We start from the raw sequence: 18,908 nt of genomic DNA on the forward strand, positions 1-18,908 counted from the left end.
CCACCCGACCACCCGATCCTCACCGCCGACCGTCGCTCGCCGACCGTCACCAGGCCGGGATGCTCCGGACGTCGGCCGTCCGCAGGGCGGCGAGGTCCGAGAACCCGTTGACCGCCATGAGCAGGTCCGCCTCGGCCAGGACCGAGCGCACGACGTGCTCGACGCCGTCGGTCCCGCCGAGGGCGAGCCCGTGCACGTACGGACGCCCGAGCCCGACGGCCGTCGCTCCCAGGGCGAGTGCCGTCACCACGTCGGTACCGGACCGGACGCCCGAGTCGAACAACACCGGAGCATCGTCACCGACGGCGGCGACCACCTCGGGCAGGAGGTCGATCGCCGGCACCCCGTTCGCCTGACGTCCGCCGTGGTTCGACACGTACACGCCGTCGACCCCGGCGTCGACCGCCCGCCGCGCGTCGTCGGCGGCGCAGATGCCCTTGAGGACGAGGGGCAGGTCGGTGAGCCCGCGCAGCCAGGCGAGGTCCTCCCACCGCAGCGGGTTGCCGAAGACCCGGGTCCAGTGCTCGATGACCGACCGCGGGTCCGTGGGGACGGGGACGCCGGCGAGGAAGGCCGGGTCGCTGAGGTAGTTGGCGAGCGCGGCACCCCGCAGCTGCGGGAAGTTCGCGGTCTGCAGGTCGCGGGGGCGCCAGCCCGTGACCCAGGTGTCGAGCGTCACCACGACGGCGGCGTAGCCCGCGTCCTCGGCCCGCCGCACCAGGTTCGCCGCGAGGTCGCGGTCAGTGGGTGTGTAGAGCTGGAACATGCCCGGGGTGTCGCCCTGAGCCTCCCGGACGGCTTCGAGCGGGTCCTCCGACAGGGTCGACGCGACCATCGGCACGCCGGTGCGGGCGGAGGCGCGGGCCGTCGCGAGGTCGCCGTGGCCGTCCTGCGCCGCGACCCCCAGCACGCCCACGGGAGCGAGGAAGAGCGGCGAGGGCAGGTGCATCCCGAACAGGTCGACCGAGAGGTCCCGGTCGGACGCACCCACGAGCATGCGCGGCACGATGCCGCGGCGCTCGAACGCGGCGACGTTGGCACGCTGTGTGCGTTCGTCGCCCGCGCCGCTGGCGACGTAGGTCCACACCGAAGGTGCCATCGCTGCCGCCGCGGCGGCCTCGAGGTCCGCGGCCGCGACCGGGAACCGGGACACGACGCCCTGCAGGCCGCGGAGGTGGATCTGGTTCTGGTAGTCGCCGAAGGTCACGCGACCATCATGCTCCGCTCGGGAACCTCGCCTCAGTCCCGGCGCTGCATGGCGGACAGACGCTCGTTGTACGCCTTGAGCTCGGCGTCCCCGTCGCGCTCGGCCTGTCGGTCCTTGCGCTTGGCGATGCGCTCGTCGGAGCGCACCCAGTTCCGCACGACGAGCAGCGCCACGAAGACCATCGGCAGCTCGGACGCGCCCCAGGCGATGCCACCGCCGACGTGCTGGTCGTCGAGCAGCGCGCGGTCGTTCGTCTGCCCGAGCGCGTGGAACCAGTCGATCGCGTACACCGACTGCGAGGTCATCACGGCCACACCGAAGAACGCGTGGAACGCCAGCGTCGCGAGCAGCGCGATGATGAGGATCGGGTACTGGGGGCGCTGCGGTCCCGGGTCGATGCCCACGAACACCCAGAAGAACAGGTACCCGCTGAACACGAAGTGCACGATCATCACGACGTGCCACTCGTGGGACTGCATCGAGTACTCGAACGCCGGTGTGAAGTAGAACACCACGAGCGACCCGGCGAAGATGACGCCGGCGACGGCGGGCTTGCCGAGGAACTGCATCCAGCGCGAGTGCACGAACAGCATCAGCCACTCGCGGGCACCTCGGGAACCGTCGTTCCGGACGGGCAGGGTGCGGAGCGCCAACAGCACCGGACCGCCGAGGACCAGCGGCAGCGGCACGAACATCATGAGCAGCATGTGCTGGACCATGTGCGACGAGAAGTGGATCATGCCGTAGACGGCCGGGCCGCCGGAGGTCGTCCAGATGAAGACCGCGCAGCCGATGAGCCAGGCGATGGTCCGACCGACCGGCCACGAGTCACCGCGCTGCCGGAGCTTCCGGACGCTCCACAGGTACCAGGCGGCACCGACGAGGGCGAGCGCGAGCCACATCCAGTCGATGTGCCAGTGCGACAGGTAGGTCTGCATGGTCTGGGCCGGCGGGTACGGGTAGCCGATGAGGCCCGAGCGGGTGTCCGCCCCGGTCTCCGGCGTCTGCGGGATCGGCGGCTGACTGCGGGACACCGCGACCGAGACGCCGATCGCGACGGCCATGAAGACGATCTCGGCGAGCGCGAACCGGACGAACAGGCGTCGGTCGGTGGGTGCCCGGAGCAGGCCCGGCACGAGCTTCCGGCGCTGCACGACGCCAGCGACGCCGAGCAGGACCAGGATCGTGGCCTTGGTCGTGATGAGCCACCCGTACGGCGTCGTGACCAGGTCGAGCGGCCCGGTGAGGCGGAGTTGCGCGTTCACGATGCCGGAGAACGCCACCGCGCCGAACGCCCACCCCGCGAGCGTCGAGTAGCGGGCGACGACTCGCCCCGTGGCGCCCTTCATGCGGGTGCGGAGCAGCACGACGGCGACGAGGCCACCGGCCCAGACGCACACCCCGACCAGGTGCACCGCGAGCGAGTTCACCGCGTTGGCGTGCTCGAGCGACCCGGCCGCGTGCCCGGACAGGGCGAGGGGCAGCAGGGCGAAGAGCGCGGCGACGGTGGCGAACGCCAGGGTCGTCGCCCGGGTGGCGAGCGCGGCGAGCACCGTCGTCACGAGGATCGCGGCGGCGGAGACGACGAGCGACTGGCCGATCTCGACCTGGAACGCGAAGAGCAGGAAGTTGCGGGCGAAGACCGGGCTCGTCAGCGGGACACCGAGGGTGTTCGCGCCGGTGAGCACGATGCCGGCGACGGCGGCCAGGAACCACACCGACCCGGCGATCGCGGCCCAGCGCGCTGCCCGGTGTTGCACCGAGGACATCGCCCCGTGGTCCGCTTTCTGCGCCGGCAGGGCGAACGCGGCCACGATGAGCAGACCGACCGTCAGCGCGGCGACGCCGTCGTGCACGCCGCGGGCGGCGACCAGGCCGAACTGCACCAGGTCGCCGGCGGACTCCAGCTGCTGGTCGGCGGTGAACGCGCCCGTGATCGTCATCCCGAGGACCGCACAGGCCACCGCGAGGGGCAGGGCGATGGCGAGGACGGTCGCGACGGTGGACGTGCGCGTGGTGACGGGCGCGTGGTCCGGTGCCGGGCCTCCAGGGCGGGTGACGGCGTCCGGGCGATCGGCGGCGTCCGGGTGGGGCTGGGGTGACGTGACGGCCATACCTGTCTCGGGTCGGTTCCGTCCGCGGTCCGCGGACCCTCCATCGTAGGCGCGCCCCTCTGGACCCACCATGTGGATGCGGTCGCCCGGCGGCCGACGGATCCAGCACCTCCGGTGACCAGCGGGATGGTCGGTGCCGACCGGTGCCGTCGGATGCTGGGCGACGTCCCTGGTCCGTCGCCGTAGCCTGGGCGGCGTGACGACGACGGCGCAGCGCGATGACCAGGACCGGTTCGACCACCTGCTCGAAGTGGTGGGATCCGTTCTCGACCCTGCCCTCGACGTCCTCGACGCGATGACCCGCGTCGTGGACGCCTGTGTCCACTGGACCGCCGCCACCGAAGCCGGCATCGTCCTCGCCGACCAGTCCGGTGCACTGCACGTCATCGCCTCCACGAGCGAGCGCAGCATCGAGGCCGAGGAGGCCCAGCTCGGTACGAACGAGGGCTCCTGCCTGGACTGCTTCCGGACCGGCGCGACGGTCGACGTGCCGGACGTCACCGCGAAGGCAGCCGAGTGGCCGACGTTCACGCAGGTCATGCGCGAGCGCGGGCTGGTCGGCACGTTCGCCGAACCGGTGCGGCTGCGGACCGCGACCATCGGTTCGCTGTGCGTCTTCGCCGACCACGACCGGGGACACGACGACGGTGACGTCGTGGTGATCCAGCTGCTCGCCGACGCGGCGTCCGCTGCCCTGGTCCGACACCGCGCTGAGGGGATGCAGCGCTCCCTCGATGCGCAGATCGCCGACGCCCTCGAAGCTCGGGTGCTGCTCGAGCAGGCCAAGGGCGCGCTGGCCTACCGGCGCGACGTGCAGATCGACGAGGCCTTCCGCGTCCTCCGGGACGGTGCGGGGCGGACCGGTCGCGGCTTGCGCGACGTCGCCGAGGACGTCGTCCAGCGCGGGGCCGACCTGCGCGAGTTCGCCTGACGGTCGGCCCCGCTGCCCCTCAGATCGAGAGGGTCCGCTCGACGACCTGCCGTGCGGTGTCGGCGAGTGGCGTCTGGTGGGACCGCGCGTAGGACCGGAGCAGGGCGAACGCCTCGTCCATGTCGACCTCGTGCGTCTGCGCGAGGAACCCCTTGGCCTGCTCGATGACCACCCGGCTGTCGAGCGCCCGCTGGAGCTGCGTGCGCGCGATCGTGGCCTGCTCGAGGCCACGCTGCTGCAGGATGCTGATGGTCGCCACGTCGGTGAGCGCCTGGGCGGCGACGATGTCGTCCTCGCCCAGTGCACCAGGCTGCTCGCGGTAGAGGTTCATCGAACCGAGCGTCTCGTTCCGCAGACGGAGCGGGATGGCGTGCACCGACGCGTAGCCGAACAGCTTCGACGCCGCCGCGAAGGCCGGCCACCGCTCGGCCAACTCGGCGGGGCTGCCCACGGTGACGACCTTGCCGGTGCGGTAGGCCTCGATGCAGGGGCCTTCGCCGGCGTCGAGCTGCATGATGCCGACGAGGTTGCTCCGCTCGCTGGTGGAGGCGACCAACTCGAGTTCGTCCATCCGGGTCGCGAGCATGATCCCTGCAGCGCTGACGTCGAAGAGGTCAGCTGCCTTCCCCACGAGCAGCTGGAGCAGCTCGATGACGTCGTAGTCGTCGACGAGGGTGTCGGCGAGCGTGACGAACGTGTCGACGAGGCGTTGCTCTCTGCTCTGCGTCATCAGCGGTCTTCTTTCCGTACGGGATCGGTTGTGCGTGGGTCTCGGAAGTCGATGCGCCGCTCGATGACGGCTTCGGCGACGGCGTGGAGCGGCAGCCCGTCGGCGAACGCCCGGGCGCGGAGGACCAGGAGCGCGTCCTCGGCGGTCAGGTCCAGCTGGGCCACCACCATCCCCGTCGCCTGGTGCACGTGGCGGCCGGAGGGCTGCGCCACCGAGACGGACGTCGGGGTCCGTCCGGCTTCGACGTCACGGACGGCCGAGGACAGCATCCGCAGCGCGGCCAGGTGGGCGAGGAGCTTCGCCTCGTAGAGTTCGGCCGGTGCCAGCGGGCCGGTGTCCGCGCGGTAGAGCGTCACGGCCCCGAGGTCGAACGTCCCGACGGACAGGGGGAACGACAGCAGTCCCGCCCAGCCGGTCTGCCGGAGTGCAGCTCGGGTCGACGGCCAGTCGTCCCCGGTAGGTCCGCTGAGGTCGTACGCGAGGACAGGCTCCCGGTACCGCAGCGCGGACCACCCAGGGCCTTCACCGAGGAGCACCTGCTGCTCGTCCGACTCTGCGGCACGTCGATCCGAAGCGGAGAAGACCGCGCTGCCGAACGGCGGTCCGAGCGTCGACAGCGCTGCAGCCTCGATCGGCAGCACGTCGACGAACGTGCTGGCGATCGCTCCGTCCTCACCGTGCTGGAGGCGACGGGCAGCGTCGGCGAAGGAGATCATCGCCGACACCGCGTCGGGCAGCACGTGCCGCGCGTGGTGGTCGAGGTGGAGGTCGTCGTCGTGGTCATCTTCGCTCCTGCTGGGGGTGGCTGCAGCGCGGGGGCTGGGTGCTGAAGCCGACGACTTCAGCCTAGTCGCGCGGACTCCACCCACTCCGAGGTGGGCTCGACTAGCGTTCATCTCGGTAGCCCCAGACCCCGGCCGCTCGTTCATTCGCATCACTGCGAACAGCTGGAGTCTCCCGTGCGCACACCACTTCCCCTCTCGCCCGCCGCCCGGCCCGTCGCCCGCCGCGTCAGCCTGCGGCGTACCAGCCGAGCTCGTCTGCGCCGCGTCGCCGCCCGCCTGGCCGGATCCGTCGTCGGCCGCCGTGGTTCCGCCGGTCCGGACCAGGACCGCTGCCCGCGGGTGTTGCACGGGCACCGCTGTCAGCTCCGGACCGGCCACCCCGACTCCCACCTGGTCGACGACGGCGCGGTCCGGATGCGCTGGCAGGACCGCACCCTGCCGACCGACGACTGGGTCCTGGACGGGTTCGACTCCTGACGGTGCGCGGGCCGGCGACTAGGCTTCCAGCGTGCTGCTCTCCGACCGCGACATCACCGCCCAGCTCGACCAGGGCCGGATCGGCCTCGACCCGTACGACCCCGCACTCGTGCAGCCGTCGAGCATCGACGTCCGGCTGGACAAGTACTTCCGGCTGTTCGACAACCACAAGTACCCGCACATCGACCCCGCGGTGGACCAGCCCGACCTGACCCGTCTGGTCGAGACCGACCCGGACGAGGCGTTCGTGCTGCACCCGGGCGAGTTCGTGCTCGGGTCGACGTTCGAGGTCGTCACGCTACCGGACGACATCGCGGCACGGCTCGAGGGCAAGAGCTCGCTCGGCCGTCTCGGGCTGCTCACCCACTCCACCGCCGGGTTCATCGACCCGGGCTTCTCCGGACACGTGACCCTCGAGCTGTCGAACGTCGCGACCCTGCCGATCAAGCTCTGGCCGGGGATGAAGATCGGCCAACTCTGCTTCTTCCAGCTGTCGAGCCCGGCCGAGAAACCCTACGGGTCCGCCGACTACCAGTCGCGCTACCAGGGGCAGCGCGGACCGACGGCGTCGCGGTCGGCACTGAACTTCCACCGAGCGGACGTGTCCCAGCCGCGCTGAACGAGCCTCCGTCGGGGCGGCGGACCATCGATCCCCACCGCAGAACCGGAATACGGAATCCTGTGTATCGTTGCGCACATGCCGCCAGGACACGCTCGCGCGTCGACGACGACGCTCTCCGCCGCAGCGATCATCCGCGAGGCCCGGCTCCGGGCCGACCTGACGCAGGTGCAACTCGCCCGACGGGCCGGCGTCACCCAGAGCGTGATCAGCACCTACGAGAACGGCCGACGCGAACCCTCGCTCGCGGCGCTCCAGCGGCTCCTGCTCGCCGCGGGGTTCCGCACCGCCATCGACCTGCAACCCGTCGCCGAGCCACTCCCCCTGCGCGAACTCGTCGCCCGGCACCGTGACGAACTCCGCTCGATCCTCGAACGGCACGGCGCAGTCGCCGTCCGGCAGCTCGTCGGCACCTCGGGAGCGCAGGGCGCGGACGACTGGCCCGCGGACGTCGAACTCGTCGTGGACCTGGCACCGCCCACCGGCATGTTCTCGCTGATGCGCATGCAGGACGACGCGGAGGAGCTGCTCGGCGTGCGCGTCGAGGTCTTGGCCGCCGATGCCCTGTCGGACGAGCTGCTCGACCGGACGGTCCCGCTGTGACGACGCCCGTCGCGCAGTCCCTGGACGACGTCATCGCGTCCTGTGACCGGATCCGCACCTACGTCGCCGACCCGGCCCTGCCCGAGGCGCTCGTGCACGACGCCGTCCGGATGTGCCTGGTCGACATCGCCTCGGCGGTCCAGCAGCTCCCGCCGATGATGACCGCGCACGAACCCGCCGTGCCGTGGGCGCACGTGTCGGCGCTCGCCGGACGACTGACCCGCCGACCCGCCGGGACACCCGCGTCGGTGCTGCTCGGCACGGCTCGGACCGACGTCCCGGTCCTCTGCGCGGCGGCACGGCGGATGCGCGCCCGCTGCGTCTGAATCCGGCCGGAGCGGTCAACGGACGCTGCGACGACCCGGCGTCAGTCCCCGTGCACGATGCACACGGCGTCCAGGTCGAGCGACGCCTCCAGCGCCGCCGTCACCCCGCGCTCGCCGTCCGCGTCGAAGGGCGTCACCGTGTCGACCCACCACAGCGGCACCGAGAGCGCCGGGGCGTCGGGCAGGAGCCGCGTGACCTCGCCGAGTTCGTCGACCCGACGCACTCCGAGCACCGTGATGACCGGGTGCGTGGCGTCACGGCAGACCTGCATCATCGGTCCGTCGTCGAGCGCCCGGACACCCCACGCGTCGTCGTGGAGCAGCAGCGCCTCGGCGACGTCGCGGACCTGCACCTCACCGCGACAGAGGAGGGTCACGTCACGCGGCACCCTGGGACCCCTGCCCACCGTGGTGCATGGCGTGCGGCCCGAGTGCGCCGTCGTCGGAGGCCGGGTCGAGCGGCCCACCCCCGACGAGCTGCAGGAACCGGTCCTCGTCGATGCGGTCGAGGAACGACTCGAGCGCGGTCCAGCCGTCCTCGAACCGGACGACCAGGCCCTCGCCGACCTCGCCCGCGAACGTGTCGGTGGTGGTGCGGACCGGCGGCCACTCGCCGCGGCGGTCCAGGAAGCGTGTGGCCTCGGGTCCGACGATGACCGCGAGCGGTTCGGGCTCGCCGTAGGCGACCGCGCGCACCAGGTGGTCCGCGTCCCCACGGCGCTGCATGACGACACCGAACACGGGCTCCACGTCACCGGCGACGCGGTGCACGGCATCGAGCAGGCGCGACGCGAGCTGCGGGTCCGCGCCGCTCTCGGGCACCGTGAGGACCGCGGACATCGTCTCGACGACGACCCCGTCGGTCAGGTGCGCGGTCATCGTCGCAGCGAAGCCGTCGCCGATCGCGTACGAGGTGCTGATGCCCGGCGACTCGTGCATCGCGTACTGCGTCACGACCCAGCGGTCCCACGCCGAGGTGAGCGGTTCGGACGTGCCCCACCGTGTCGGGCACGTGCCGACCGTCGCGCACAGCGCCTCGATCGCGGAGCCAATGTCGACGGTCCGCTCGTCGTGGTGCCGCAGGGTCAGGTCGATGCTGATCTGCCGGACCGAGCCGACGGCGTCACGGTGCTCCGGCGAGGGCTCACCGAGGAGCTCCGAGCCGCGCGTGACGAAGTCCTCCACGCCGGCCGCCGGCACACCGGTGCGCCCGTCTCGCAGGGCGCCGTCGGGTCCGCGGACCGCCCATGCGGCGCCGTGCGCACCCAGCGCGTGCCGCAGTGCGGGGGTGAGCGCAGCCTCCGGCCCGGTCCGCAGGACGACCGTGCGCCCGGCCACCTCGGCGCGGCGCAGCAGGGAGTCGAGGGAGTCGGTGAGCCACACCACGGGGGCACTGGAGTCCACCACGATGGCCGGGCCGACCACGTCGTCGATGAGGGGATGTCGGACCATTCCGGTTCCTCCTCGGGTCGGTCGTACGAGCTCGGTGATCTCCTCGGACGGTACACACGGGCTCCTGGCGGTGTCCGTCGGAGAGCGCGGCTCACAGCGGAGAGACAGGGGCGGACGGGAGGCCCGGCGTGTGTCCGCCACGGAGGTGCGGCTGGCACCCGGCGGAAGTTCCGCTAGGCTGGTGCGGTCCCGTTTCGACGGGATGCGCGAGTGTAGTTCAATGGTAGAACTCCAGCTTCCCAAGCTGGTAGCGCGGGTTCGATTCCCGTCACTCGCTCTCTCCGGTCCCCCACTGCTGTTGTCGTTTCTCAACACAGGTGAGACTTCTCTCGAAGTAGTTGAGACTCCAGCCCTGGAAACGCGTAACAGGTCGAGCTTGCCGACGCTGAGTAGGACGGCCCCGCTCATCCCCTGGCACGGCCTCGAGGAGCGCAGAGCTCGTTCCGATCTGAATCCGCCATCGTCGTCCATCCCGGGGACTCGGAGAGCACCGAGCGTGATGAGCGAACCTCGGCGGCGGCGTCCTCGCCGCACAGGTCGAGGTGCACCTGGTTCTTGACGGTCTTCGGCTCAGGTACGGGCACGACGAGGTACTGCGGCGACAGCCCGAGCGCGCTTCGACCAGCACGCTCAGGTCGTTCTCGAAGGTCGTCGACACCGAGGGAGCGCAACCGACGGAAGCGTTGGCGCTGGCGAGGCTGCGTGCGCGTCAACGAGGTCGGACACCATCACGGTGGCGTTCCACGGGATGTTCTCGCGGTTCGCGGGGCTCCCTGGGGCCGCCGTTGTTGTCGTCCGCCAGCTAACTTGTCCGACTGCCACACAACGTGTTCGAAATACCGAGATGGACAGGCTGTTTGGCAGCGACGACGGGCTCAGTCGCACTCGGAGGCCGTGCCGAGTGTCCCGGGCAGCACGACTGGTTGGCTTCCGTCGCCCGCGATCAATCCGCCATCGACCCGCGGGACCACGAGAGGCGACTTCGACCTATAGCACTTGAGGCACCTTCACCGGGCATTTTTGCGGGACAGGTATACGGGAACACCCAGGTCAGGCAGCACACGGGCAAAGTGTCGCGGTTGTCACCGCCAGCCGTGTCCCGGTGGCCGACCGGCTATCGGACGCTGCTGCAATCTGATCCCCGAGCGCCGGGCTCGAGGCAGTGCGCCCGATAGTCGAGGGTCTTCGACTGACGTCACAGCCGATGGAGTTGTTCGGCGTTCGCGGTCAGGATTTCGTCGGATAACGACGTGTCCGCCTCGGCCACGGCACGCGAGATCACGAGCGCACCCACCATGTGATCGGTGACGTCCTCGGAGTCAGTCGCACGACCGTGTACCGAGCGCTCCGACGAGGAAGTGAGCCAGTCCCGGGCGGGCGAGGCAAAGCCTCCATCTGATGCATCCGCCAGCGGGCGAGGCAAAGCCTCCATCTGATGCATCCGCCAGCGGGCGAGTTGGAGTCCGCTCTTCCTCTCGTGTGGGCTATTGCATTAGCATCAGTGCAGGCCATGCCAAAACGGTTTGGCAGTCTACGAAGGGGTAGCAGCAATGACGAAACATCTCGTGATGTCTCGGCGCACGGTGCTGACGGGGATGGCAGTTCTCGCCGTGGCCGCGCACAACGTGCCCGCTCTGCAGGCGACAGTAAGCCAAAGTGCATCTGCCGGGCACCGCGGGAAGCTCCAGGCTCGGCGTCGTCGCATCCCGGTGGGGCTGCTCTGATGCCCGCCGACAAGAAGAAGCCAGTGGCCATCCCGACGGAGCCGAACGTCTACGACGTCACCGACTGGAACCCGACCGGCGCTCTTGATCCGGTGTGGGACATCGGCGCGGTCATCAACAGCATCATCGGGGACATCAAGCGCCGCCAGACCAGCCAGGCGGACAAGCCCGGCGCCGTGATCTACATCCCGCCGGGAACCTACTCGTTGAAGACGCGGGTAGTCGTCGACACCAGCTACCTCTGCATCCGCGGTTCCGGACACGGCTTCACGTCTTTGAGCATCCGCTACAACTCCGGCGACACGTCCACGTGGCACGAGCTCAACCCGGGGGGCAGCCACATCAAGGTCGAGAACACAGACGGCAAGTCCGAGGCTTTCCTCGTGCAACGATCGGGAGACCCGCGGTTGAGCTCGATCGAGTTCGAGAACTTCTGCCTCGACGGGGTGTCGTTCACCGGCAACCAGAACTCGTACCGCAACGGGAAGGTCGGGATCCGGTTCGCGTCCGCGACCGATGCAACCCGAGTTCGCGGGATGGGGATGGTGTACCTCGAGCACGGCCTGATCGTGCAGGACGCGGACGCGCTCGACGTCTCCGGGAACTTCATCGCTGAGTGCGGCAACTGCATCGAGCTCACCGGGTCCGGCCAGGCTTCAAAGGTCACCGACAATCACCTCGGCGCGGGACCCATCGGGTTCTCGCTGTTCGCCGAGCAGCACAACGGTCTCCTCGTCACCGGCAACAACGTTTTCCCTCGCGGGATCGACTCGGTGCACCTCAAGAACTCGACGAGGTGCAACATCTCCGCGAACCGGCTGCACTCGTTCTACCCGGGCATGATCACGCTCGAGGGGAACTGCAAGGAGAACCTGATCGGCTCAAACATGTTCGAGCGGCAGGTGGAAACGTACGGGCCCTTCATCGGATTCGGCAACGGCCGGCCGGATGACTACGGTGTCGTGCAGGTGAACGGTGACGGCAATACCATCACCGGCAACCACGTGACCGTGATCATCCCGCCAGAGCAGGTCACGCCCGCCGGCGCGACCGCAGCGGTGTTCCGCGTCGCGAGCGGCGATCAGAACCTCATCGGCGCCAATCACGTGATCAGTAACCTGACGCTGCACACTGTGGTCCTCGACGCGGGCACGACCAACTCGCACGTCTTCGACAGCGGAACGGAGGCGCAGTTCGCCGCCGCCTCCACGAGCTACGGGTTCCGACCGACGCCGTAGGACCGTTCGCCGACAGCGGGTCCGTCACGCATCGTGACGGGCCCGCTGTCTCTCCATGCGGACGTGATCAGTCAGAGTCGCCGGTCGTCGCTGCGAAGAGCTCCGCCGGTGATGGAGGGTTCGCGCCAGCACGGCTCACCGCGACCGCCGCCGATGCTGCCGCCACGCCCCCGACGCGCGTCAGCAGCGTCGTGTCGACAGCGGACTGCTGTATCCGCTGGAGTCCGCTGCCCTGCAGCAACGCGAAGAGCAGCCCGGACATGTAGGCGTCTCCTGCTCCGATCGTGTCGGCAACCGTTACCGTGGGCGCCATGACCTGCACGCGAGTGTCCCGGCCGGCGACGATTGATCCGGCTGCACCACGGGTAATGGCGGCGAGGCGCACCCCACCGTCGAGGAGACGGTCGAGGACGCCGTCGAGGTCCACGTTCGGGTAGAGCCAGTCGGCGTCCTCGTCGCTGAGCTTGACCACATGCGTCCGCTCGACGATGCGGTCGAACTGCTGCAGCGCATCGGCCTGCTCGAGGAGCGCCGGCCGGATGTTCGGATCGAAGCTGCGCACTGTCGCCGCCGGAAGCTGACGGAACAGCTGCACTGCGGCGTGGCCGCCGGGTTGCAAGAAGGCCCCCAACGAGCCGGTGTGTGCAACAGCTGGCGCATCCACGGCAGGGAGCACGGGCGCTTCCCGGTTCCAGACGATGTCGAAGTCGTACCGAGCGGACCCATCCGCCTCGAGTTCCGCACGCGCGACCGAGGTCCGCCCTTCAGCACGGTCGACCGTCACACGGTCGCGAGCGAGGTGCTCGGCAATCAGACGCCCGAGTTCATCGTCACCGAACTGCGTGGCGAGGGTCACGGGCACGCCGAGACGAGCAAGCCCCACTGCGACGTTCATGGGACTCCCGCCTGGCGTGAGGCGGGTGTCCGATCCGTCAACGACGGCATCGATAAGCGCTTCGCCGAGAACGATCACAGGGCGGTAGGAGGGGGTCATGGCAATCCTTCAGCGGACGGTGATGCCACCGTCGGTCGTCAATGAGACGGTGCGGCGACGGACTCGCGGCGTACGAGCGGGCAGGTCAGGAACACCGGTCCGACGGCGCGCTCCTGCTCGTCCGGTGGGACATCGTTCTGCAGCTCGACGAGACGTTCCAGGGCCCACTCGCCCATCTCGTAATGCGGCAGCGCCACCGTGGTCAACGCGGGGAAAAGGCCCTCGGCGATGAGCTCCTGGTTGTCGAAGCCCACCACTGAGAGGTCGGCGGGGATGCGGAGGCCGAGCTCTGCCGCGGCGCGGTAGGCGCCCATCGCCATGCGGTCGTTGTAGCAGAAGAGGGCGGTTGGCCTGTCGGTCCGCTGCAGCAGCGCGCGAGCAGCGTCGTAGCCGCCCGGGGTTTCGGACGGTGCGGCGCGGACGAGCGACTCGTCGGGGGCAACGCCGGCTTCCAGCAGGCTTTCCGTATACCCCGCCAAGCGTTCGTGGGTGGCGGGGACGTCGTCCACGTTGTTGATGAAGCCGATGCGTCGGTGCCCGGCAGCGAGGAGTTCCGCCATCGCGGCGCGGGCACCACCACGCTCGTCCGGAGCGACCGCGGGATGCTTCCTGGTGCTGTCGGTGGCGTCGATGACGACGGTCGGGATGGCCTCGAACTCGGACGGCGGAGTGATGTCACGGTGGTACATCGTGGCGTAGAGGACACCATCGACCTGTTGCCGGATCAGGGCGGTGGCGTTCGCGGCGACGTCGTCGCGGTCGGTGTTGATGATGACCAGCGTCAGCCCGTGGCGGCGGGCTGCGTTCTGCGCGCCGAGGATGATCCGACCAGCGTGCGGGGTCGTGGCGATCTCCTCGCTGAGCAGGCCGATCATCTCGGAGCGCTGCATCCGCAGGCCTCGAGCCATCCGGTTCGGGCCGTAACCGAGGCGCCGCGCGGCGTCCTTGACCCGTTCGCGGGTCTCATCGCTGGCGCGGAGGAAGTCGACGTCGTTGAGGATGTGGGAGACGGTGGTGACCGACACCCCGGCCTCGGCTGCGACGTCCTTGATGCCGACGCGTCTCGGAGCCACCATCGATCCTTTCGTTCAGGCTGAGGTTGGTCGAGCACGCCATCACCGGTGCTCGTGGCCGTGGAAGATCCCGCTCCCGGTGTGATGCGCGAGCATCCTCACCCTAAGTCCACCGTAAGCGTGATCTCCGAGCGGGCCACGTTCACCCCTTGACTGCGCCGAGGGTGAGACCGGCGACGATGTGCCGCTGCAAGACGAACGTCAGCAGGATGACAGGCAGGGAGTACACGATCCCGAGGGCGGTCATGGTTCCCCAGTCAAGACCGAACTGTGTCTGGAAGTCGGCGATCATCAGTGGCGTCGTCTGTGCGCGGACGGACGTGAGCAGCAGCGCGAAGATGTAGTCATTCCAGGACGCGAGGAACGCGAAGATTGCGGTGACCGCGAGCCCACCAGCGGTGACCGGCAGGATCACGCGGACAAGCGCACCGATCCGAGATGCGCCGTCCACGCGGGCAGCTTCCTCGAGTTCTTCCGGGACGGCCTGGAAGAAGCTCGACAGCAGCCAGATCGACAGCGGCAGCGAGATCGTGGTGTGCGCGATCGCGAGGGCGAACGACGTGTCCTGGATGCCGACACTGCGGAACATCGTTATCAGCGGTGCGCCGACGACGATCGCCGGGACCATGCGGGTCACGAGGGCGACGAGGATGAACACCTGCCCAAAGCGGGTCCGGTAACGGGTGACTGCGTACGCGGCTGGCACGGCTAGCACGAGCGACATGACGGTGCTGATCGCCGCAGTGACGATGCTGTTGATGAACGATGCCGGCACGCCGCTGGTGCCGAGCGCGGAGGTGTAGTTCTCCAGCGTCCAGTTCCGCGGCCAGATCGTCGGGGGAACCGCGATGGTTTCCACCGGCACCTTCAACGAGGTGAGCACCATGTAGAGGAAGGGGAAGGCGTAGAGGACGACGAGGAGGATCAGGGCGATCCAGAGGATCGTCTTCGTACCGATGCGCTGTGTTTCGAGGCCGTTCACTGGTCACTCCCTGGTCGCCAGATCTTGAAGATTGCGAAGATGGCCACGGCCAGCATCGCGATGAGGTAAATGGTCCCCATTGCGCTTGCCAGACCTGGATCCCCGTACCGGATCTGTGTTTGGTACACCAGCAGTGACATCGTCTCGGTGGCATTCTGGGGGCCGCCGTTGGTCTGCAGCACGATCACGTCAAATGCGCGAGCGGCATCCACGCCACGGACGATGAGCGCGACGGCGATCACGGGACGCAGCAGCGGGATCACGATGCGGAACAGCAGTGTGGGGTAGCGGGCGCCGTCCAGGCGGGCCGCCTCGAGGACGTCGCCGGGGATGTTCTGCAGGCCGGCGAACAGCACGAGCGTTATGAACGACGTCGTCAGCCACACGTCCGGGATGGAGACCGACACCAGGGCGATCTTCGGATCGCTCAGCCACTGGATCGCGTTGGGAGAGGGCAGCAGATGTGCGCTGTAGAGCAGCTGCCCGACGATGCCGAAGTTGTCGCTGAGGAGGAACTTCCAGAGCAGGCCGGCGACGATCGGGGCGATCATCAGCGGGTAGAGGAAGATCGTGCGGAACACGCGGGAACGGTCACCGATGGTGGCGAAGAGCAGCGCGACGAGCAGGCCGATGGCGAACTCGAAGAACACGACGATCGCCGTGTACACCGCGGTCCGCCAGGCAGAGTTACCGAACTCGGGGTCGGTGAACGCGGTGATGTAGTTGCCGAACCCGACGAACTTTCGTGTGCCCGCGAGCTGGTTGATGTCGAAGAAGCTGTTGGTCACAAACTGGATCAGTGGCCAGCCGATGAAGATGAGCAGGAACAGCGCCGCCGGCAGGATCATCAGCACGGCGAAGCGTCGGTCGGTTATACGCACGAGCCACTTTCGGTTCGGGTGAGGTGGTGGCCCCGCAGGGCCACCACGCTCTACTTGAGGATGTCTTCGACCTTGGTCTTGGCCTGGTCGAGGAGCTGCTGGTTGTCCGCACCCGGTCGGACGGCCTGCTGCAGCATCGGGACGAGGGCGTTGTCGACGATCTGCTGCCACTTGGGGTTCGACGGACGCGGGATGGTGCCCTTCGCCTGCAGGGTCGCGACCATCGGCTTGAACGCTTCGTAGCCGGGCTTGTCCTGGTACTTCTCGAAGGCGGACACCCGCGCCGCCAGCCCGAGGTCCGTGGTCGCGCTGAGGTCGTTGTGCTTGTACGCGAACTTGATGAACTCCTCGGCTGCGTCCTGGTTCGGCGATGCCTTCGGGACGCTGAGGTAGTACGGGCCGGGGACGGCGGCAACACCGGCGGGGCCAGCGATCATCGGGGCGACGCCGACCTTGCCGTAGACCTTCGAGTCCTCGGGGATTTGCCGGTAGGCGTGGCCCCAGAACAGCATGAGCGCAGTCTTGCCCTGGTAGAAGAGGTTCTGCGCTGCCGCCCAGTCGGTCTGCGCCGCCCCGGGTGCTGACGAGTCGAGCATGCTGGTGTAGAAGTCCAGCGCCTTCAGGCTTGCAGCGTCACCGAGGGTGACGTTGCCCTTGTCGTCGACGACCATGTTCTTCTCGCCGGCTTGCGACAGCGCGGCGAGGAACTCGGTCTCGACGGCGCCCTTCGTCGCGGTACCGTACATGCCGTCCTTCGTGAAGAACTCGGCCTCGTCCTGGTACTGCTCCCACGTCGTCGGAGGCACCAGGTCGTAGCCGTATTTCTCCTTGAACGCCGTCTTGTTTGCCGGGTCGTCGAGGAGGTCCTTGCGGTAGTAGAGGATCTCCGTGTTGGTCCACGCAGGCATACCGACGTAGTCGCCGCCGATTTTGCCCTCCTGCAGCTCAGCCGGGAAGAGATCCTTCTCCACGTCCTCGGTGAAGAGCGAGTTCAGCGGCGTCAGCCCTTCCTTGAAGGTGGGCAGCCAGATCGCATCGAGCGCGGCGACGTCGAAGGACACCGACCCGGAATTGAGCTCGCTGTTGACGCGGTTGTAGAGGCCGTCGTAGGGCAGCTCGACGAACTGGACCTTCGTCCCGGTCTCTTTCTTGTAGAGATCGGCGATCGGCTGGAGCTCGCCGTGGCCGCCAGCCTCGACGAGGACGGTCAAGCTCTTCGCAGACCCGCCACCGTCGCCGCCACCAGCACCGCACGCGCTGAGGACCAGCGCCGATGCCACCGCAACGGCAGCACCGGCGAGGATGCGGCCTTTGTTGCCGGCACGCGTGCCGGACTTCCTACGAAGCATCATTACTTCGTCTCCTTCGTCTGCAGCAGCAGCGCTGCGATCGGGTACGGTGTCGATGACAAAGCGTTTTGCCAAAACGACTTGGCCCAAGATATACATCTACGCAGAGGCCGTCAAGCGGACGGCCCATCGCTCCGAGGGGACCCCTTGCGCATGATCGACGACGATCGCCCCAGCATCCACCTGACCGCCCGATCCGGCTGGATCAACGACCCCCTGTCGTTGACCTGGCACGACGGCAAGTACCACGTCTTCTTTCAGTACGTGCCGGAACAGACCAGCTGGGCGCCGTCCTGCCACTGGGGACACGCGACGTCCACCGACCTGCGCACGTGGACGGAGCAGCCGGTGGCGTTGGCGCCCGGCGAGGGCGATGATGGAATCTGGTCGGGCTCCCTCGCGATCGACGGCGACCGGACCACGATCTTCTACACGTCGATTGAAACCCCGGACTTCAGCATCGGTCGGATCCGTACCGCAACGTCCACCGCTTCGGACTGGACCACGTGGACCAAGGGGGACGTCGTCGCCGTTCCCCCCGAGGACATCGATGTGCAGGTCTACCGCGACCCGTTCGTCTTTCGTGATCGTGACCGATGGCGGATGCTCGTCGGAGCGAACATCGACGGCACCACCGCGGCCGCGCTGTCGTATTCGTCGCCGGATCTCCAGAGTTGGCAGTACGACGGCGTCGCCGCGCAGCGGAACACCTCGCTGACCGAACCGGTCTGGACCGGCAAGCTCTGGGAGTGCCCGCAGGTCTTCACGATCGAGGGTGTCGATGTGCTGATCACCTCCGTCTGGAACGACGACGAGCTCCACTACGTCGCCTACGGACTTGGGGAGTGGCGAGACGGCGTCTTCGAGGTCGAGCGATGGGGTCGGCTGACGTGGGGCGAAAGCTACTACGCACCGTCCTTCTACCGCGACGCCGACGGCCGGCCCGGGCTGGTCTTCTGGCTCCGCGAGATCCGCGATCACGCCGGGGACACTTGGACCGGTGCCATGAGCGTGCCCCACCTGCTCACCCTCGACGGCGACGAGCTCATCGCTCGCCCGCACCCCGACGTCATCAGCGGCGACGGCGTCAACGCGCACTCGGCGTTCGACAGCATCAACCTCACCGGCGACGGACGGGCGGACGTGATCAATTGGGACCCCGACCTCGGTCAGCTGATCATCACCCGCAACGGTGAACTGATCCTCACTCTCGAACGGGACACCGACGAGCTGCACGTCGCGGCAGCGACCGGCGCGAGCGGATCGGTGCCGGCAGGCCGCGGCCTCGTCCAAGTCCTCCTCGACGGACCCGTCCTCGAAATCAGCACTAGAGCCGGACTGTTCGCAGCCCCCTTGCGCACCCCGGTCGCTGTCACGCAGTAGCACCGCGCTCGAACTGATCCCGCCGGTCGGCTACTCCCAG

The 18,908-nt window shown here is 68.6% G+C and carries 20 protein-coding genes and 1 tRNA gene; 8 read left to right on the forward strand and 13 right to left on the reverse strand.

Going from position 1 to position 18,908, the window contains the following annotated elements:
* Positions 1-46: 46 nt before the first annotated feature.
* Both DEI89_RS09400 and DEI89_RS09405 read right to left on the reverse strand, forming a co-directional pair.
* Positions 47-1,207 (reverse strand): alpha-hydroxy-acid oxidizing protein, encoded by a 1,161-nt coding sequence (locus DEI89_RS09400; protein ID WP_110903784.1) that lies wholly within the window; start codon positions 1,205-1,207, stop codon positions 47-49.
* A gap of 32 nt (positions 1,208-1,239) precedes the next feature.
* A complete protein-coding gene (locus tag DEI89_RS09405; RefSeq protein WP_110903785.1) occupies positions 1,240-3,321 on the reverse strand; it encodes a cytochrome c oxidase assembly protein in 2,082 nt (693 codons plus the stop codon).
* A gap of 196 nt (positions 3,322-3,517) precedes the next feature.
* Here DEI89_RS09405 and DEI89_RS09410 point away from each other — a divergent pair, with 196 nt between their 5' ends.
* On the forward strand, positions 3,518-4,252 hold the full coding sequence (locus DEI89_RS09410; RefSeq protein ID WP_146236726.1) for an ANTAR domain-containing protein: 735 nt from the start codon (positions 3,518-3,520) through the stop codon (positions 4,250-4,252).
* A gap of 19 nt (positions 4,253-4,271) precedes the next feature.
* On the opposite strand, the gene DEI89_RS09415 is transcribed toward DEI89_RS09410, so the two are convergent.
* Both DEI89_RS09415 and DEI89_RS09420 read right to left on the reverse strand, forming a co-directional pair.
* On the reverse strand, positions 4,272-4,982 hold the full coding sequence (locus tag DEI89_RS09415; RefSeq protein WP_110903787.1) for a GAF and ANTAR domain-containing protein: 711 nt from the start codon (positions 4,980-4,982) through the stop codon (positions 4,272-4,274).
* Positions 4,982-5,722 carry a GAF and ANTAR domain-containing protein gene (locus DEI89_RS09420; RefSeq protein ID WP_181421569.1) on the reverse strand — a complete coding sequence of 247 codons (741 nt, stop codon included), beginning with the start codon at positions 5,720-5,722 and terminating at the stop codon, positions 4,982-4,984. Before DEI89_RS09420 ends, DEI89_RS09415 begins: the two co-directional genes overlap by 1 nt.
* A 219-nt stretch (positions 5,723-5,941) precedes the next feature.
* Here DEI89_RS09420 and DEI89_RS17340 point away from each other — a divergent pair, with 219 nt between their 5' ends.
* The 4 genes from DEI89_RS17340 (at position 5,942) to DEI89_RS09435 (ending at position 7,792) form a co-directional block, all read left to right on the forward strand.
* Positions 5,942-6,244: a hypothetical protein gene (locus DEI89_RS17340; RefSeq protein WP_146236728.1), complete on the forward strand. Its 303-nt coding sequence runs from the start codon at positions 5,942-5,944 to the stop codon at positions 6,242-6,244.
* 31 nt (positions 6,245-6,275) lie between these two features.
* Positions 6,276-6,863, forward strand: a complete 588-nt coding sequence (gene dcd, locus DEI89_RS09425) for a dCTP deaminase (RefSeq protein WP_110903789.1) — start codon at positions 6,276-6,278, stop codon at positions 6,861-6,863.
* A 78-nt stretch (positions 6,864-6,941) separates the two neighbouring features.
* A complete protein-coding gene (locus tag DEI89_RS09430; RefSeq protein ID WP_110903790.1) occupies positions 6,942-7,466 on the forward strand; it encodes a helix-turn-helix transcriptional regulator in 525 nt (174 codons plus the stop codon).
* On the forward strand, positions 7,463-7,792 hold the full coding sequence (locus DEI89_RS09435; RefSeq protein ID WP_110903791.1) for a hypothetical protein: 330 nt from the start codon (positions 7,463-7,465) through the stop codon (positions 7,790-7,792). The genes DEI89_RS09430 and DEI89_RS09435 overlap by 4 nt, the downstream gene beginning before the upstream one ends.
* A 41-nt stretch (positions 7,793-7,833) precedes the next feature.
* Here DEI89_RS09435 and DEI89_RS09440 read toward each other — a convergent pair whose 3' ends face one another.
* Together DEI89_RS09440 and DEI89_RS09445 are read right to left on the reverse strand one after the other, a co-directional pair.
* Complete coding sequence (locus DEI89_RS09440; RefSeq protein WP_146236729.1) at positions 7,834-8,169, reverse strand: hypothetical protein; 336 nt, start codon at positions 8,167-8,169, stop codon at positions 7,834-7,836.
* Position 8,170: 1 nt separating this feature from the next.
* Entirely contained in the window at positions 8,171-9,244 is a 1,074-nt protein-coding gene (locus DEI89_RS09445) for a DUF6177 family protein (protein WP_110903793.1), read from the reverse strand.
* A 206-nt stretch (positions 9,245-9,450) separates the two neighbouring features.
* Between DEI89_RS09445 and DEI89_RS09450 the strand changes: the two genes are divergently transcribed.
* Positions 9,451-9,521 (forward strand) — tRNA-Gly (locus DEI89_RS09450).
* A 127-nt stretch (positions 9,522-9,648) separates the two neighbouring features.
* Here DEI89_RS09450 and DEI89_RS18310 read toward each other — a convergent pair.
* The gene (locus DEI89_RS18310; RefSeq protein ID WP_375537771.1) at positions 9,649-9,957 is read right to left on the reverse strand and encodes a VOC family protein; all 309 of its coding nucleotides are present in this window, start codon (positions 9,955-9,957) and stop codon (positions 9,649-9,651) included.
* A 482-nt stretch (positions 9,958-10,439) separates the two neighbouring features.
* The gene (locus DEI89_RS17660; RefSeq protein ID WP_181421570.1) at positions 10,440-10,676 is read right to left on the reverse strand and encodes a hypothetical protein; all 237 of its coding nucleotides are present in this window, start codon (positions 10,674-10,676) and stop codon (positions 10,440-10,442) included.
* Positions 10,677-10,967: 291 nt separating this feature from the next.
* Between DEI89_RS17660 and DEI89_RS09465 the strand changes: the two genes are divergently transcribed.
* Positions 10,968-12,206 carry a NosD domain-containing protein gene (locus DEI89_RS09465; protein WP_110903794.1) on the forward strand — a complete coding sequence of 413 codons (1,239 nt, stop codon included), beginning with the start codon at positions 10,968-10,970 and terminating at the stop codon, positions 12,204-12,206.
* A 67-nt stretch (positions 12,207-12,273) separates the two neighbouring features.
* Here DEI89_RS09465 and DEI89_RS09470 read toward each other — a convergent pair whose 3' ends face one another.
* From DEI89_RS09470 to DEI89_RS09490, 5 genes are all read right to left on the reverse strand, one after another.
* Complete coding sequence (locus tag DEI89_RS09470) at positions 12,274-13,200, reverse strand: PfkB family carbohydrate kinase (protein WP_110903795.1); 927 nt, start codon at positions 13,198-13,200, stop codon at positions 12,274-12,276.
* Between the two features lie 38 nt (positions 13,201-13,238).
* Entirely contained in the window at positions 13,239-14,276 is a 1,038-nt protein-coding gene (locus DEI89_RS09475; RefSeq protein WP_110903796.1) for a LacI family DNA-binding transcriptional regulator, read from the reverse strand.
* A 139-nt stretch (positions 14,277-14,415) separates the two neighbouring features.
* The gene (locus tag DEI89_RS09480) at positions 14,416-15,255 is read right to left on the reverse strand and encodes a carbohydrate ABC transporter permease (protein WP_110903797.1); all 840 of its coding nucleotides are present in this window, start codon (positions 15,253-15,255) and stop codon (positions 14,416-14,418) included.
* Positions 15,252-16,136 carry a carbohydrate ABC transporter permease gene (locus DEI89_RS09485; RefSeq protein WP_110903798.1) on the reverse strand — a complete coding sequence of 295 codons (885 nt, stop codon included), beginning with the start codon at positions 16,134-16,136 and terminating at the stop codon, positions 15,252-15,254. Before DEI89_RS09485 ends, DEI89_RS09480 begins: the two co-directional genes overlap by 4 nt.
* A 50-nt stretch (positions 16,137-16,186) precedes the next feature.
* Entirely contained in the window at positions 16,187-17,347 is a 1,161-nt protein-coding gene (locus DEI89_RS09490; protein WP_258368833.1) for a sugar ABC transporter substrate-binding protein, read from the reverse strand.
* On the opposite strand from DEI89_RS09490, the gene DEI89_RS09495 reads away from it, so the two are divergent.
* Complete coding sequence (locus DEI89_RS09495; RefSeq protein WP_258368834.1) at positions 17,318-18,868, forward strand: glycoside hydrolase family 32 protein; 1,551 nt, start codon at positions 17,318-17,320, stop codon at positions 18,866-18,868. The genes DEI89_RS09490 and DEI89_RS09495 overlap by 30 nt on opposite strands.
* The last annotated feature ends 40 nt before the right edge of the window (positions 18,869-18,908 follow it).

This window comes from Curtobacterium sp. MCBD17_030 (genome assembly GCF_003224255.1).
Lineage (GTDB): Bacteria > Actinomycetota > Actinomycetes > Actinomycetales > Microbacteriaceae > Curtobacterium.